Source organism: Porifericola rhodea, assembly GCF_030506305.1.
Lineage (GTDB): Bacteria > Bacteroidota > Bacteroidia > Cytophagales > Cyclobacteriaceae > Catalinimonas > Catalinimonas rhodea.
This window is the reverse complement of record NZ_CP119421.1, coordinates 1,419,396-1,436,217: the sequence shown is the minus strand read 5'-3', so window position 1 is coordinate 1,436,217 and position 16,822 is coordinate 1,419,396. Positions and strand designations below refer to the sequence as shown.

General features: G+C 42.1%; 10 protein-coding genes. 6 read left to right on the top strand and 4 right to left on the bottom strand.

Translation table 11 applies throughout. The annotated features are described in order from the left end of the window. The first annotated feature begins 199 nt into the window (after window positions 1-199). The gene (locus PZB74_RS05835) at window positions 200-5,587 is read left to right on the top strand and encodes a CheR family methyltransferase (protein WP_302241426.1); all 5,388 of its coding nucleotides are present in this window, start codon (window positions 200-202) and stop codon (window positions 5,585-5,587) included. A 320-nt stretch (window positions 5,588-5,907) separates the two neighbouring features. Here PZB74_RS05835 and metH read toward each other — a convergent pair whose 3' ends face one another. Next, complete coding sequence (gene metH / locus PZB74_RS05830; protein ID WP_367281468.1) at window positions 5,908-8,676, bottom strand: methionine synthase; 2,769 nt, start codon at window positions 8,674-8,676, stop codon at window positions 5,908-5,910. 40 nt (window positions 8,677-8,716) lie between these two features. Next, on the bottom strand, window positions 8,717-9,742 hold the full coding sequence (locus PZB74_RS05825) for a homocysteine S-methyltransferase family protein (RefSeq protein ID WP_302241425.1): 1,026 nt from the start codon (window positions 9,740-9,742) through the stop codon (window positions 8,717-8,719). Window positions 9,743-9,975: 233 nt separating this feature from the next. On the opposite strand from PZB74_RS05825, the gene PZB74_RS05820 reads away from it, so the two are divergent. The 5 genes from PZB74_RS05820 (at window position 9,976) to PZB74_RS05800 (ending at window position 15,738) form a co-directional block, all read left to right on the top strand. Continuing rightward, complete coding sequence (locus PZB74_RS05820) at window positions 9,976-10,854, top strand: geranylgeranylglycerol-phosphate geranylgeranyltransferase (RefSeq protein ID WP_302241424.1); 879 nt, start codon at window positions 9,976-9,978, stop codon at window positions 10,852-10,854. 636 nt (window positions 10,855-11,490) lie between these two features. Next, complete coding sequence (locus PZB74_RS05815) at window positions 11,491-12,252, top strand: 1-(5-phosphoribosyl)-5-[(5-phosphoribosylamino)methylideneamino]imidazole-4-carboxamide isomerase (RefSeq protein WP_302241423.1); 762 nt, start codon at window positions 11,491-11,493, stop codon at window positions 12,250-12,252. 91 nt (window positions 12,253-12,343) lie between these two features. Next, window positions 12,344-13,084 carry a shikimate dehydrogenase family protein gene (locus PZB74_RS05810; protein ID WP_302241422.1) on the top strand — a complete coding sequence of 247 codons (741 nt, stop codon included), beginning with the start codon at window positions 12,344-12,346 and terminating at the stop codon, window positions 13,082-13,084. 173 nt (window positions 13,085-13,257) lie between these two features. After that, on the top strand, window positions 13,258-15,282 hold the full coding sequence (uvrB, locus tag PZB74_RS05805) for an excinuclease ABC subunit UvrB (RefSeq protein ID WP_302241421.1): 2,025 nt from the start codon (window positions 13,258-13,260) through the stop codon (window positions 15,280-15,282). Window positions 15,283-15,312: 30 nt separating this feature from the next. Continuing rightward, complete coding sequence (locus tag PZB74_RS05800) at window positions 15,313-15,738, top strand: hypothetical protein (RefSeq protein WP_302241420.1); 426 nt, start codon at window positions 15,313-15,315, stop codon at window positions 15,736-15,738. A gap of 10 nt (window positions 15,739-15,748) precedes the next feature. On the opposite strand, the gene PZB74_RS05795 is transcribed toward PZB74_RS05800, so the two are convergent. Both PZB74_RS05795 and PZB74_RS05790 read right to left on the bottom strand, forming a co-directional pair. Then, window positions 15,749-16,201, bottom strand: a complete 453-nt coding sequence (locus tag PZB74_RS05795) for a nucleoside deaminase (RefSeq protein ID WP_302241418.1) — start codon at window positions 16,199-16,201, stop codon at window positions 15,749-15,751. Between the two features lies 1 nt (window position 16,202). Next, the gene (locus tag PZB74_RS05790; RefSeq protein ID WP_302241417.1) at window positions 16,203-16,769 is read right to left on the bottom strand and encodes a hypothetical protein; all 567 of its coding nucleotides are present in this window, start codon (window positions 16,767-16,769) and stop codon (window positions 16,203-16,205) included. Between the last annotated feature and the right edge of the window lie 53 nt (window positions 16,770-16,822).

The window sequence follows — 16,822 nt, the reverse complement described above, 5'->3', positions numbered from 1 at the left end:
CCACGTTCTCCGTGCATTTGTCCTTTAGAAAGTACTGCAAGGCATAATCTTTGATTAAAACTTATATTCACAAAATTGAGTATAAAGTTCTAATTTGTGCCCAATAAAGTTTCATAAACAGTAGTTTTAGTTGCGTGTAGATACTGAGTGTGGAAGGCAGATGGAAACAAAAACTCTGGGGGATTTGTCGTAAGCATATATGAGCAAAACAGCCGAAAAAAAACACTTATTTATTGCCGGAATAGGAGCTTCAGCCGGAGGGCTAACAGCACTAAGTAAACTGGTCGCTAACTTGCCATATTATGCTCCAGAAGTAGCCATTATTGTTGCTCAGCACCTTAGCCCTGATTATAGAAGTAAGCTTACTAGTTTGTTAGAACGCGTATCTCGCTGGCCGGTACTGGTTGCGGCAGATGGCCTGAAACTGGAAGGAGGAAAGGTATACGTAACCCCAGAGCGCTGTGAGATTACGGTAGAGAATGAGCATATAAAAATAAATGAGCTTGCCCACAGAGTACACCCCCTGCCTTCGGCAGACATGCTCTTTAAATCAATAGCACAAGGCGCCGGGTCTAAAAGTATAGGTATTATACTTTCTGGTACAGGTAGAGATGGCACAGAAGGCGCAAGAGCTATTAAGAAACAGAATGGCTATGTGATAGCACAGGAGCCTGAAGACGCACAGCAACAGGGTATGCCAGCCTCCGCTATCAATGCTGGGGCAGTAGATAAAATACTATCAGCAGAAGAGATCGGCCCCGAACTAAAGCATCTGCTAAGTACCCATCCACTGGCCAAAAACAATAACCTTAGTAAAGAGGAGCATAGTCTTCAGCTGATATTTGATCTGTTGGCAAAGCAGACAGGCACCAACTTTTCTCGTTACAAGCTTTCTACCATAGAACGGCGAGTTAACCGTCGGCTGGAAGCACTTCAGCTTAGCTCAGTATCTAAATACTATGAATACATTCAGAATGCACCTGAAGAGATAGAGCAACTTTTTAATACTGTACTTATTGGCGTTACCAGCTTTTTCAGAGACGAGAAGGCCTATGGAGCTCTGCGAGAGTATCTTAGAAAAGTAATTCATGCCAAACGCCCTGGGGATACGATCAGGGTATGGTCGGTAGGTTGTTCTTCAGGAGAAGAGCCCTATTCAATAGCCATGTTGCTAGACGATCTGCTTGGTGAAATGTCGGGGGCTTATAGCATACAGATATTTGCTACCGATATAGACGAAAATGGCCTCAACAAAGGCCGGAAGGGATTTTATAGCCATAGCCAGGTCGAGAATTTATCTGATGAAGTCTTAAGCAAGTATTTTGAAAAAGTAGAGGGTGGTTATCAGGTAAGAAAAAGTATTCGCCAGAGAGTACTGTTTTCTAAACATGATATAACAACTGACCCGCCTTTTATGCGCCTGGATATGATAAGTTGTAGAAACGTATTTATCTACTTCAACCAGGAGTTGCAACGTGAGGTCATTCCTCTTTTTCATTATGCCCTTCTGGAAGGCGGATACCTGTTGTTGGGCAAATCAGAAAGTATCTCAGATCGTGCCGATCTTTTTAAAGCAGCGGACTCTCAGCATAAGATATACTATCGGAAAGAGGGGGTTCGGCATATGGTGAAGCATAATAAGTTTAGGAGCCATAAAAAAGAAGGGAATGAAGGTGCTACCCCACCTAGACTGACCGAACTGTCATTAGAGGAAGTAGCGAAAGAAACCCTGGTTCATTCGTTTGAACACCCTTATGTCGTCATTGACGAACGTATGGAGGTGGCTTACATCAAAGGTCGTCTGCAACCATTCGTAGAGCTGGAAGAAGGTTCACTTAATACCAACCTGCTCAGTATTATTAATAAGTCATTGCACACCGAGCTACGAGTGCTACTGGCAAAAACTAAGAAGACCAATACGGTTAATAAAAGTAGCCTGATTCGCTATCAGCTGGGAGAAGTGTGGGCATATGTGCGCATAAGCATGAGCCCATTGTTATACTCAACGCCCAGAGAAAATCATTATCTGGTTATTTTTGAATTGATAGAGGAAGATTTACGACCGCAGATTAACCTGGACGAAGACTCTGATAATAGTGAAGCCTGGAAGGATATGCGCATCATAGAGCTGGAACAGGAGCTTTCTTCTACTAAAGATCATCTGCACACCTTTACTGAAGCGCTGGAAACTTCTAATGAGGAACTACAGGCCCTTAACGAAGAACTTCTCTCTACCAATGAAGAGCTGAAGTCTGCCAATGAAGAAATGGAGACCAGTAATGAGGAACTGCACTCCGCCAATGACGAACTAAGCACTGCCAATACTGAACTCGCTCGCAGTAACGAACAACTTCAAATCAAAGAGCATCAGCTGATGCAAACTAAAGAAGATCTGGAGATTAGCCGCGAAAAGTTTTATCTGGCGCTGGAAAACTCAAACATTATACTTTTCCATCAGGATGAGCAGCTCCGTTATATCTGGATTTACAATGCCTATTCTAGAATTGAGGGTGATGCACTTATTGGTCTAAATGACCTGGAAATTAGTGACTTCCCACCTAAAGATGCTAAAAGGCTGCACGAGGTAAAGCAAGAAGTCCTGCGTAGCGGAAAAGAAATAGAAGTAGAAGTACAGGTAGCTGATAGATGGTATATCCTTAAGATCAAACCTATTATCAGGAGTGGTAAAGTACGAGGCATCAACGGTGTAGGTATTGATATTACCGATCGTAAAGAAGCTGCCGATGAGGTAGCCAAAAACCAAAGCATTCTTAGCAGTATTATCAATCAGGGAGCGGACAATATGTTCGCGATTAGTACCAATTATGACATTATCATGATTAATGATAATGCAAAAAAATGGTTGAAGAAAAGGCTGGGTGTAGAGCTTAATGTAGGTGACTCCCTAATGAAAAAGCTTGAGGGGATGCCGGATAAACAGGAAGACGCCCGCCAGTTTTTTGGTAATGCGTTCGTAGATAATAAAGTAACGCACACTACTTACGAAAGCACTGATAAGGAAGGTAAAAACAAGCGTTATTACGATGCTATCTTCTTTCCTATCATGTATCAGAAGGGCGAAATACTGGGAGCAGCCTACATCGGGCGTGAAATTACTGAAAGGGTACTGTTAGAGCAGCGGGTACAGGAAATTACTAAGAAAAGTGCGAATCTGGTAGGTAATGAGTTTTTTAAAGGTTTAACAAGGCAACTAGCTTCTATCTTCCGCATGAAACACGTCTACGTGGGAGTATTTCAGGAAGGTGGTAAGTCTATTAAAACGCTGGCGTTTAGAGAAGATGGCAAGCTTACAGAAAACTTTACCTATACATTAGATAATACGCCCTGCGAACAGGTGGTGGAGACCAATACAATTACATACATTCAGGATGTAGCCGAGAAGTTTCCTCAAGATGAAAAACTGAAACGCTGGAGCGCAGAAAGCTATGTGGGCGTGCCTATTACTTCGCCTAATAAAGAAGAGTCTGTGGGCGTATTGGTAATGATTGACAAGAAACCCTGGAAAAACAATCCTTATACCGATTATCTACTTACGCTTTTGAGTATAAGGGCTGGAGCAGAACTCAACCGTATTTCTGCTGAGCAGAAAATAAAAGAGAAAAGTCGCCAGCTAAACAATGTAAGCAGTAATGTGCCAGGCATACTGTATGAGTTCAAACAAGCTATAAATGGAGACGTAAAGTTTACCTACATCAGCGAAGCCTGTAAGCAAGTGTTTGAAGTAGAGCAGTCCGAATTTATAAATAGTGCAGAGAGTTTTTATACCCTGGTACTGGAAGAAGATAGAGACAGGTTAGTAAAAGAGCAAACCAGAGCTCGCAGGGTTAAAGACTTTTTCCATTTTGAGGGGCGCTTTATTACCAAAATTAGTAAGCAGCTGAAGTGGATAAAAATCAATGCTAATTGTCAGACTAATGAAGATGGCAGTGCCAACTGGTACGGTTTTATGGATGACATTACGCCTCTTAAAGAAACTGAAGCTGCATTGGAGGAGGCTAAAAATGAAGCCGAGAAAGCTGCTCGTGCCAAAGAAGATTTTCTGGCTACTATGAGTCACGAAATACGCACTCCTCTCAATGCGATCATTGGGCTTAGTAATCTGCTGCTGCGCAAAAACCCTCGTGAAGATCAGTTGGAAAATTTTAAGGCACTTAAATTTTCCTCAGAAAACCTGATGAACCTGATCAACGATATTCTGGATTACAGCAAAGTAGAGGCAGGAAAGGTTGAAATAGAAGAATCAGAGTATAATATCAAGGTTTTGCTGGACAGCATCAAGCAAACTCACTCTCTCTACGCTAACGAAAGAAACAACCGACTGGAGGTAAAAGTAGGTAAAGGAGTACCTAGAATTTTAAAAGGAGATCAGGTAAAACTGGCTCAGATACTCAACAATCTGGTAAGCAATGCTAATAAATTTACTCAGAATGGAAAAGTCAGTATTACTGTAGACCTGGATCATAAGAAAGAGTCTGAGGTATCGCTTAACTTCTCGGTAAAAGATACAGGCATAGGTATTTCTAAAGCCAACCTCAACAAAATTTTTGAGAAGTTTACGCAGGCAGATAGTTCTACAGTACGCCACTACGGAGGCACCGGACTGGGTTTGGCCATTACCAAAGCACTTTTAGAGATGCAGGGCAGCCAAATACAGGTGGAAAGCGAAGAGGGGGTAGGCTCCAGGTTTTACTTTTCATTACACCAACAGGTGGGGAAAAAACGTGACCTTATACTCCAGAATGAAGATGAAGAGTACGCAGCAAAAGACAAGCAGAAAAAAGTACGAATACTTTTAGTAGAAGATGTGGCGATCAATCGTATGGTAGTGCAGCAATACTTTGATGAGTGGTGGAACAGTTCCATTGCCGATGAGGCTACCAATGGTCTTGAAGCTCTGGAGCTTGTACAGAAGAATGATTATGATATCATACTCATGGATATACGTATGCCTAAAATGGATGGCTACGAGGCTTCTGAAGCAATTAGAAAATTAGGGGGGTGGTACGAGAAAATTCCAATCATAGCACTTACAGCTGATACCAATGCTGAGTTTAGAAATGACAAACGTGCTGCTTTTATTGATGACGTTGTTACTAAACCATTTAACCCGCAAAACCTATATCGTAAAATATCCCAGTTTACTTCATTTGATCAGGATGAGACTCCCGTATTTCATAGGTCAGAGCTACCTGCCCAATCGGCAAAAAATGGTATAGAACCTAACTTCAACAAAGCCGAAGAGCCGTTTAAAGAAGCACCACATAAGATTGTTAAATTTTATGAGATGGCTATACGCTCTATAGAGGCCTACCGTGCCAACTACTTTAAAGCGCTGGAAGAGCAAAATCATAAACTCATCAGTGAGTCTATGCACAAAGTCAAAGTACTGATAGACATGCTGGGGCTACAGGAATTTTATCAGGAGATGTACAGTACCCGCAAAAAAATGGAGGCAGGTGCTTCCGCTGAAGAACTAAAATCTGAATCTGACAAGATAAATTCAGACATAAATAAGCTGTTACAACATATTCAGCAAAGGCTACAGGTTCAACGAAGTACGATCTAAAAATTTGAACATAATGACATAAGTTGTTGATACATAGCTTATAAGCTCAAGTAATGATCAATACGGAATTTGATAGTAAATATTTACTAATTTGCTATATTGTAGTAAAAAATGTCAGATGAATTTATTAAAATCGGTAACTACTTTTAACTGGTAAGCAAAGGCTTTACTTTATGAGGTAAACGCCTTTAGAAGCTTAGGCTGTAGGGTGCATACTTAATTTTTTAAGCTGATACGACCTCTCCGGTCAACTACCAAAAATATTTAACTTTTTTAAGTCACTTGTATGCACCCTCAGCTTATTCAGTTAAGCTTTTTCCTTACTTAGGCTCATATCCCAGGTTTGAGCTTAGCCACCTTTCCATAGTTTTTAGCTCCATGCCTTTGCGTTCGGCATAGTTTGCTACCTGGTCTTTATCCAATTTGGATATGCCAAAGTATTTGGAACCTGGATGAGAGAAGTACCAGCCGCTAACTGATGCTGCCGGAAACATAGCAAAGCTCTCGGTAAGTTCTATCCCAGTGTTTTTGCTGGCATCCAAAAGCTCAAAAAGCGTACGCTTTTCAGTATGGTCAGGACATGCCGGATAACCTGGTGCTGGACGTATTCCCTGGTATTTTTCACGAATTAGAGCTTCATTATCATATTCCTCATCAGGAGCATAGGCCCAGAGCTCTTTACGAACTCTTTCGTGCATACGCTCTGCAAAGGCCTCTGCCAGACGGTCAGCAATCGCCTTGATCATGATAGAGTTGTAATCATCATGATCCTCTTCATAAGCTTTGGCCAGTTCATCGCAGCCAATACCTGCCGTTACGGCAAAGCCTCCAATATAGTCATTGATTCCACTTGCTTTGGGAGCTACAAAGTCTGCCAAAGACATGTACTCTTTGCCTTTGGCTTTTTTGGTTTGCTGCCTTAGGTGATGCAGGGTGGTAAGTACCTTGCTGCGGTCTTCGTTTCCTTTTTTATCAAAGTGGTAGATTTCCGTATCATCATCATTGACAGTGTTGGCAGGGAAGAAACCAACTACCGCCTTGGCTGTCAGTAATTTTTCGTCAATCACTTTTTGCAGCATATTTTGAGCATCTCGGAAGAGAATACGTGCCTGCTCACCTACTACTTCATCGTCCAGTATTTTTGGGAAACGTCCTGCCAACTCCCAGGTCATAAAGAAGGGGGTCCAGTCTATGTAGTGGCTCAGCTCTTCCAGAGAATAGTCGTTAAAAGTACGGAAACCAAGAAACTGAGGCTTAACCACAGATCTTTGTTCCCAGTCTGTTTTAAACTTGTTTGCTCGTGCTTCGCCAATAGCCACAAAATTCTTAGTTGTTTTTTTGTTAGCATGCCTTTCTCGCATCTGCTGATACTCCTCTCTGATCTGCTGAGTAAAGCTTTCCTTTACCTTTTTGTTGAGCAGATTACTTACAACCGGCACAGAGCGTGAGGCATCCAGCACATGTATGACTGGTCCTTTGGTGTAACGCGGCTCAATCTTGACAGCAGTATGAATTTTTGAAGTGGTAGCTCCTCCAATAAGCAACGGAATATTGAAATCTTCCTTCTCCATCATTTCTGCTACACTAACCATCTCATCTAAAGATGGAGTAATGAGTCCGCTTAGCCCGATAACATCTACCTGCTCTTCTTTAGCCTTAGCTAGAATATCCTCTCCCGGTACCATGACTCCCATGTCTATCACTTCATAGTTGTTACATCCCAGCACTACACTTACAATGTTTTTACCAATATCGTGCACGTCGCCTTTTACAGTGGCCATCAGGACTCTACCTTTAGCTTCATTGACAGTACCCGACCTTTCTTTCTCTTCTTCTATGTACGGAATTAAATAAGCTACCCCTTTTTTCATAACCCGGGCGCTCTTAACTACCTGGGGTAAAAACATTTTTCCAGAGCCAAAAAGGTCACCTACCACATTCATTCCATCCATAAGAGGGCCTTCTATTACTTCTATGGGCTTGTCAAACTGCTGGCGTGCTTCCTCTACATCTTCTTCTATAAACTCTACTATACCTTTGACCAGGGCATGCTCCATTCTTTTTACCAGCGGGAGCTTGCGCCATTCCTTATCGTCTTTCTTTTTGGTTTTTCCTTTATCTTTAATCTGTTCGGCAAAATCTAACAGGCGCTCAGTCGCATCTTCTTTACGGTCAAGTAGTACGTCCTCTACCAGTTCTAGTAGGTCTTTAGGTATATCGTCATATATCTCCAGCATGCTAGGGTTTACAATACCCATATCCATACCCGCTCTGCGTCCGTGGTATAAAAATGCAGAGTGCATAGCCTCTCTTACCGGGTTGTTTCCACGAAACGAGAAGGAAACATTACTAACTCCTCCACTTACATGTACTCCGGGTAAGTTTTCGCGTACCCACTTAGTGGCCGCAAAAAAGTCAATAGCATTGCGGCGGTGCTCTTCCATCCCCGTAGCTACGGGGAAGATGTTGAGGTCAAAAATGATATCCTGAGGAGGGAATTTCACTTTATTAACCAGCACATCATAAGAGCGTTTGGCAATCTCAATACGTCTTTCATAATTATCAGCCTGGCCTTGTTCATCAAAAGCCATAACAATTACTGCCGCACCGTAGAGTTTAATTTTTTTAGCCTGCTGAATAAAGTTTTCTTCACCCTCTTTAAGGCTGATAGAGTTGACAATAGACTTACCTTGGGCACATTTGAGGCCGGCCTCAATCACATGCCATTTAGAAGAGTCTATCATGAGTGGAACACGGGCAATATCGGGCTCTGCGGAGATCAGGTTTACAAACTTGATCATGCAGGCTTCGCTGTCCAGCATTCCTTCGTCCATGTTGATGTCAATTACCTGTGCTCCACCTTCTACCTGATCTCGTGCTACCTCTATTGCCTCTTCATATTTCTCTTCGGTGATAAGGCGGGCAAATTTGCGAGACCCTGTGACATTGGTACGCTCTCCCACGTTTACAAAGCCGGTAGTTTCATTAACCACTAAGGGTTCCAGTCCGCTCAGGTGCATGTCTGGAATATTAGGATCTTTAACTATGTGGGCTACTAATGAATCTTCTATATTCGTGGTATTACTCATGTTTGTGTCTTTCCAATTAGTAATAATAATAATTGGTTGGTTAGGCTTCAGATAAGCTGTTTTGTTTTAGCTGACGAGGAGAATACTGGGCAGCCAGCTCGGCAATCTTGCGTATGTGTTCAGGACGTGTACCACAGCAACCACCTAGTATATTCAAATGACCATTTTTTACGAATGCCTCTAGTTCGTCTGCCATCTGCTGCGGTGTCTGATCATACTCGCCAAACTCGTTTGGTAGCCCGGCATTGGGGTGTGCAGACACAAAGCAGGTAGCATGTTTATCTAATTCTTTGATGTAAGGGAGCAAGTCTTTAGCGCCCAGTGCACAATTAAGTCCGATGCTTAGTAGGTTGCCGTGCATTACTGAACTCCAGAAGGCTTCGGTGGTCTGGCCTGAGAGTGTGCGTCCGCTGGCATCAGTGATCGTACCAGAAACCATAATAGGTGTGTCCAGGTTTTTCTCTTCCAGCAACATATTGAGAGCGAAAAGAGCTGCTTTAGCATTAAGGGTATCAAAAACAGTTTCTACCAATAGTAAGTCAACTCCTCCATCCAGTAGGGCAATTGCCTGCTCGCGGTATGCTTCAACCAACTGGTCAAAAGTAATGGCGCGATAACCGGGATCATTTACATCCGGAGACAGGGAGGCAGTACGGTTGGTAGGCCCTAAAGAACCGGCGACAAAGCGTGGCTTGTTCGGCTCCCGCTCAGTAAACTCCTGAGCTACCTCTTTGGCAATTTTTGCTGACTCATAATTGAGTTCGTATACAAAATGTTCCAGACCATAATCTGCCTGAGCAATAGATGTAGAGCTAAAAGTATTGGTTTCTGCTATATCTGCTCCCGCTTCAAAATACACGGCGTGTATCTCTTTAATAATATCAGGCCGGGTAACTGACAGAAGGTCGTTATTTCCTTTGAGCGTATTAGGGTGTGCCTTCAGCGCCTCATTTCTAAAGTCTTCCTCTTCCAGCTGATAGCCCTGAATCATGGTACCCATGGCTCCATCGAGTATCAAAATTCTTTCCTTCAATAGTTGACGCAGGTTTTTATTAGCAACGTTCATAGTAGTATTTTCTGTCAGACTGCGAATTTAAACAAGATTGTTGTAACCTAATAGTAGATGTGTGCTAAGTATAATGTAGACTAATAGTGTAAGTCCTTTTTAACCAGTTATTTATACTCATATTTTGAGTTTGGGACAACAAAAGTAGTACGATATAGTTTTTCGTGAATTTAATTTGAGTAATTCATTGTTTGTATTTTTGTAGCATTACAAGCATTGCCCTAAGAAAACTAATGAGAGTAGCCAGACTTGCATATCGTGGAAAATACATGCTTACCGGCTTTGCCAGAGTTACGCGTATGCACAACCTCCTGATTTTAGGGCTCACGCAGTATTTTACGGCTATATTTCTTGCCGATATCCATAGCAACTGGAGAGGCTATGCTAAAGACTATGAGCTTTTCCTTCTGATTTTTTCTACCAACATTATCGCCGCGGCGGGCTATCTGATCAACGACTATTACGATATCAAAATTGATTATATAAACAAGCCTGACAAAGTAGTAGTGGGTAGGCAACTTAAAAGGCGTTATGTTATGATTGCCCACACAGTGCTTAATCTGATAGGAGTAGCCATAGGCTTTTATCTGTCTATTTGGGTTGGGCTGATCAATTTTGGTGCAGCGTTTTTGCTTTGGTTGTATTCAAATCAGCTTAAGCGGTGGCCTTTGGTAGGGAATCTTGTTATTGCCTCCCTTTCTGGTATGGCGGTATGGGTGGTATCTATCTACTTTCCAGAGAATCCTTTGCTGGTATATACTTATGCGGTATTTGCATTTGCCATTTCTTTGGTTCGGGAGATCATTAAAGATATAGAAGATATGAAAGGTGATGAGTCTTTCGGTTGTAAGACCTTGCCCATTCTGCTAGGCGTGTACTATACCAAAATATTTCTTTACTTTCTTTCCGCACTATTTATTTTTCTGCTCTTTTTTATGTCAGGTATGTTGGGTAACCAGACACTCATTATCTACTTTCTGATATTAATATTACCTATCACTTATTTTCTCATCCGTCTGGTATATGCCGACACTAAAAAAGAGTTTGCCTTCCTGAGTGGATTCTGTAAGTTGTTAATGTTTAGTGGGGTAATGAGTATGATGTTCTTCTGAGCATGTGTCAGAACTCTGAAAGATTTATGGTGTAATCTGATTGTGAACTTCAACTTAAGAATTGAGGCTGAGTAGCGAGACTTACCATAAATGATAGAGAATAAGACAGGCAAAAGAAGATTGCGTTCAGAACTAAAAGCTTATATAATGTAACTCTTCGGAAAATTTTTATAGCCAAAACTAGCAAAGGCTGATTTCTGGGTAAAGTTATACTTTACGCTTTATGCGCTTTTATACGGTATGAGTATACACATGCCTATCAATAAAGTTGCTAATAATGTGTCATATAAAGCTCCGCATAAATTATTGCGCTGTTAAGCAAATGCCTTTACAAATGTTCACTATAGTGTATTTAAGAATATAAAGAACTTTTTACCTGAAGAGCAATTGCTATTTACCAAGCTCTGCTCATATAGATAAGTGCTGATGCCAAAAGGCAGACAGAGCCTATAATTTAGCTTCAAAAAAGCTTGCTTTCTTATAGGTAAGCTTTGCTATTTTATTAGTTTTTTAGCGCTATATTTGAATCCTGTATAAGAAATTAAGAATATATTGTGTTTATGCTTTAAAAAAAAAGAATATATATAGTATATTTCAATTCCATTTTTTTGGCCAGAAGAGTTATTGTTTAAGGTTATGCAACTAAGGAAAATTCAAATTATCCCATCAATATCCATCCTGAATAACAAAATTACACGCTTGCAGCAGGGTAATTTTTCCCGTGAGCAGGTGTACGACGACAGCCCTATTGATTTGGCCAAAAAGTTTGAAGATCATGGTATTACAAAATTACAGCTGGTAGATCTGGATGGTACGCGCGAAGGTAGTCCTAAGCACTTTCATGTACTGGAAGCAATTGCAGGACATACGAACCTGGAAGTAGATTTTGCCGGAGGTATTAATACGGATGGCGACGTTAATAAAGCTTTTGAGTCGGGTGCACGTCGTATTACTGCCGCTACATTGGCTGTTAAAAACCCTGAAGAGTTTGCCTCCTGGATTATATCGTATGGTAGAGAGAAAATTGTACTAGGTGGAGATGCCATTACTGGCAACAGAGAAGGTAGAAAAGTGGCAATACAGGGTTGGCAGCAAGACTCAGGGATTAACCTTTTCGACCATGTAGAGTATTTCTATAGCCGAAGCCTCAAATTTCTTAAAACCAGTGATATTTCTAAAGAGGGAATTATAGAAGGGCCGTCATTTGAGCTTTATCGCGATCTGATGGATAAATTTCCGGGTATTAAACTGATTGCCAGCGGAGGTGTTCAGCGTCTGGAAGATATAGAAAGGTTAAGAGACTTGGGGCTTTACGGAGTAGTGTTTGGCCGTGCTTATTATGATGGTATGATCAAACTAAAAGAAATAGAGCAGTTCATTGCCAAGCAGCCTGCTTAAATCATCAGGGCTAAGCTTTTATGTTGGCAAATCCTTTTATTTTTTAGAGATTAGTAGCAATAACCAAATTGCAGTAAGCACATTTTTTAGCATGAAGGATCTGTACGGACTTATTGGCTACAGGCTTAGCCACTCATTTTCCAGAAAATATTTTAGCGACAAGTTTCAGCGTGAACATATCAGCAATGCTGAGTATGGCCTGTTCGAACTGGAAGATATACAGGAACTACCGGAGCTTCTGGAGGAACAGCCCGAAATCCGTGGGCTTAACGTAACTATACCTTACAAACAGCAAGTAATGCGTTACCTGGACGAACTGGATGGTAGTGCCAAAAAAGTAGGTGCAGTTAATACTATTAAGTTCTTAAAAGGCAAACGTATTGGATACAATACAGATTACTACGGTTTTAAGGAGTCGCTGGAGAAGTGGGTGGAAGGTGCTAAAATAGAAAAAGCTCTAATATTGGGTACAGGAGGAGCCTCGCGAGCCGTCAAATGTGCGCTATACGATATGGGTATAGAATATATTATGGTCTCAAGAGAGGCTTCTGAGCATGCTGTTAGCTATGCCGAACTTAAAGAAAAATACGACCTTCAGGACTATCCTCTCATTATCAATACAACGCCCTTGGGAATGTCGCCCCATACTGAAGTTTGCCCGGACCTCTCTTACGAAAAGCTGAGCGCGAGCCATTTATGCTACGATTTAGTTTACAATCCTGAAGAGACTCTGTTTATGAAAAAAGCAGCGGAACAGGGTGCTGCTGTAAAAAACGGAATGGAGATGCTTCATCTGCAAGCAGAAAAAAGCTGGGAAATCTGGAACCAGTAATTAATTTACTGAGTGTAAATAGCATCGTGCAATCCATAATTATCGTATATGTATAGAATGTAGAAGCGGGATTTACACTTTAGTAAAGTGCTTCTGTTAGCATTTATATACCTATAGGCGATACTGAACAATTAGCCCGAGCCGGCTGTTTTGTGCACACTGTTAATTATACTATGGACTTTAAGTTAATATCTGAATATGAGCCTACCGGCGACCAGCCAGAGGCTATCCGGCAACTTACCGAAGGAATAGAAAGTGGTGAGCATGCTCAAACCTTGTTAGGAGTAACAGGTTCCGGTAAAACCTTTACCATGGCCAATGTTATTGCCAACCTGAATCGCCCAACGCTGATCATCAGCCATAACAAAACCTTGGCAGCTCAGCTGTTTGGAGAGTTTAAGCAATTCTTTCCTGAAAACGCGGTAGAGTACTTCATCTCTTATTACGATTACTATCAACCAGAGGCGTACATTCCTACGACTAATCTTTACATAGAGAAGGATATGTCAATCAACGAGGAAATTGAGAAGCTGCGCTTAAGTGCTACTTCTGCCCTCCTGTCTGGCCGACGAGATGTACTGGTTGTGGCTTCGGTGTCGTGCATATACGGTTTGGGTAACCCTGACGAGTTTGGCAAAAATGTAATACGACTGCAAGAAGGAGATGTCCTATCTCGTCAGCGACTGCTTTATACCCTGGTAGATATTCTCTACAGCCGTACTGAAGCTGAGTTTAAGCGAGGAAACTTTAGAGTAAAAGGTGATACGGTAGATATTTTTGTAGCTTATGCAGACTTTGCCTATCGTATTTATTTCTGGGGAGATGAGATTGAAGCTATCCACCGTATTGATCCGCATACCGGTAAAAAGCTGGCAGATGAACGCCTGATTACGATCTACCCAGCTAACCTCTTCGTCACGGGAAAGGATACCACTCAAAAAGCAATTCACGAGATCCAGGATGATCTGGTAGAGCAGGTGCAGAGTTTTCAGGATGAAAAACGCTTTCTGGAGGCCAAAAGGATAGAAGAACGTACCGAGTTTGACCTGGAGATGATACGCGAACTGGGCTACTGCTCAGGCATTGAAAACTATTCTCGTTACTTTGATCGCAGACAACCAGGGCAGCGACCTTTCTGCCTACTGGACTACTTCCCGGACGATTACCTAATAATGATAGATGAAAGCCACGTAACTATTCCACAGGTTAGAGGTATGTGGGGAGGTGATCGCGCTCGCAAAAGTAGCCTGGTAGATTATGGTTTCCGCCTTCCCTCAGCGCTGGATAATCGCCCGCTTACTTTCAATGAGTTTGAAGATATGACCAACCAGGTGGTATTCGTAAGTGCTACCCCTGGGGAGTATGAGCTGCGTGTTTCAGAAGGAGTAATTGTAGAACAGGTAATACGTCCTACAGGACTGCTAGACCCTGTAATTGAAGTTCGCCCAAGCCTTAATCAGATAGATGACCTGCTGGGGGAAATAGATGAAAGAGTAAAGCTTGACGAAAGGGTACTGGTCACTACGCTTACGAAGCGTATGGCAGAAGAACTGCAAAAGTTTCTGGAGCGTGCCGGAGTGCGTAGTCGTTATATACACTCAGAAGTAAAGTCGCTGGATAGAGTAGAAATATTAAGAGAGCTAAGGCTGGGTGAGTTTGATGTGCTGGTAGGGGTTAACCTTTTGAGAGAAGGGCTAGATTTGCCAGAGGTATCTTTAGTAGCTATACTGGATGCCGACAAAGAGGGTTTCTTGCGAAACGAGCGCTCCCTGATACAGACCATTGGTCGTGCTGCACGTAACGAAAACGGTATGGTAATCATGTATGCAGATAAAGTTACCGGCTCTATGCAGGTAGCGATAGACGAAACTAACCGCCGCCGTAGTAAACAAATGGAGTACAATGCGGAGCATGGAATTACGCCTAAAACGGTGCTAAAATCCAAAGAGGCTATCATGTTCTCTACCCGGGTGGCAGATTCCAAGAAAGCCGTGAAAAAGGCCTATGCCGGACCGGAAGAGACTAGCATTGCCGCTGATCCGGTAGTGGCCTACATGAATAAGGAAGATCTTGATAAACTCATCAGGAAAACACAAAAAAATATGGAGAAAGCTGCCAAAGAACTAGACTTTATGGAGGCTGCCCGTATGCGAGATGAGTTAAATGAACTGAAAAAACTTTACGAACAAAAAGATTAGCTATTACCTTTGCCGAAACTATCGGTTACTATGAAGAAACTCGTATTACTCACGCTATTTTTTACAGCCTTACACCTATCCGTAGCTCAGGCGCAATATCTATTTACAGCCCAAGTAGATGCTTACAAAACAGACAATCGCAACCCTTTTGAGTTTGTAGATAAAGCACAGCTTGGCTTGGAATTTAACTACTTTTTGTATGATCAATTGGCTGTTACTACCGGTGTAGAAGTCTGGACAGAAAGTATTCGCTTTGTGCCAGGCATGCGTTTTTATCCTATAGACCCGGTCTTTTTAAGATTTCGTCCGCTTTTAGGAAAAAACGTTGACTATGCGTTTGGAGTAGGCTATGCGCGTAAAATTACAGACAACTGGCGCCTGGAAGCTATGACAGACTACTATTTTGAGTGGAGCAATCTGGCAGTGCGCTTTGGTGTAGGTTACAGCCTGTACTAGCAAAATGGATTTATCTGGATCGCATACGGCGAAAGAAAGACTGAATTAGTTCTGTGCTTTCATTTGCCAGTATGCCCTGCTTTACCTGGGTACGAGGGTGTAAAATACCTTCGCTGTGTAGAGTAAAGCCTTTTTTTTCATCTGCCGCGGCGTATACCAACTTTCCAATCTGTGCCCAGTGCAGTGCCCCTGCGCACATCACACATGGTTCCAGGGTAACATAAAGTGTGCAGTCTGGAAGGTATTTAGCCCCAAAATGATTGAAAGCAGAGGTGAGGGCAAGCATTTCGGCATGAGCAGTTACATCCTGTAGCCTTTCTGTTTGGTTATAGGCTTTGGCGATTATCCTCTCGTTGGCGACCACTACAGCACCTACTGGAATCTCATTCTCCTCATAAGCCTGCTCAGCAAGACGTAGCGCCTGCTGCATAAAATATTTGTCGTCTGGTTGTAGTATACCCACTTTACTTAATTATAATACTTTGCATAATTTCTGCTGCTGTCTCTTCCCAGGCTCTTTGCAAAGCTTGCGGGCAGCTAAAATTAAAGACCAGAGTTTTTCCTCCCTGTACTGTATACTGAATACGAGTGTAGCGGCGGATCGGACTTTGCGCTCTTAAAGCGTTTTCGTCTGGCTTTACAATAGAGCTGAACTCAAACACCACATAGTTTTTACCATTAATCTCCTCAATTTCTTCTCTGCTAAACTCAATCTCATCGTAGAGTTCCATCAGACTGGCTTTATAAAAATCTTTTAGAATAGGTAGGTCTGATGATTGCCAACGTGTATTAGAAGTGTTTACCGTAAAATCTACCACCTGTTTATCGTTAGTATATGCGGCAATAGGTTTGCGGGCAGTAAGGTAGCGCTGGTTAAGCACGTCTTCGCTCATTGCCATAAAGGTGGAGGGCAAACCTACTTCTATATTTTCTGCTATTTTGGTCTTAACCAGGTCAATGCCTACGGTCTGGAAGCTACAAAGAGCTAAAACAATGCCTAGCAAGCTAAATATTTTGATGTGTTTATTCATACTTCTTTGAGTTGTACAGCCTTAACGCAATCTGTTGAAGCAAAAGTATAACC

Excerpts from the sequence above, each read along its gene's own strand:
- uvrB (WP_302241421.1), top strand. The coding sequence starts at position 13,258 with ATGGACTTTAAGTTAATATCTGAATATGAGCCTACCGGCGACCAGCCA.
- PZB74_RS05790 (WP_302241417.1), bottom strand. The coding sequence starts at position 16,769 with ATGAATAAACACATCAAAATATTTAGCTTGCTAGGCATTGTTTTAGCT.
- PZB74_RS05810 (WP_302241422.1), top strand. The coding sequence starts at position 12,344 with ATGAAGGATCTGTACGGACTTATTGGCTACAGGCTTAGCCACTCATTT.
- PZB74_RS05835 (WP_302241426.1), top strand. The coding sequence starts at position 200 with ATGAGCAAAACAGCCGAAAAAAAACACTTATTTATTGCCGGAATAGGA.
- PZB74_RS05825 (WP_302241425.1), bottom strand. The coding sequence starts at position 9,742 with ATGAACGTTGCTAATAAAAACCTGCGTCAACTATTGAAGGAAAGAATT.
- metH (WP_367281468.1), bottom strand. The coding sequence starts at position 8,676 with ATGAGTAATACCACGAATATAGAAGATTCATTAGTAGCCCACATAGTT.
- PZB74_RS05820 (WP_302241424.1), top strand. The coding sequence starts at position 9,976 with ATGAGAGTAGCCAGACTTGCATATCGTGGAAAATACATGCTTACCGGC.
- PZB74_RS05815 (WP_302241423.1), top strand. The coding sequence starts at position 11,491 with ATGCAACTAAGGAAAATTCAAATTATCCCATCAATATCCATCCTGAAT.
- PZB74_RS05800 (WP_302241420.1), top strand. The coding sequence starts at position 15,313 with ATGAAGAAACTCGTATTACTCACGCTATTTTTTACAGCCTTACACCTA.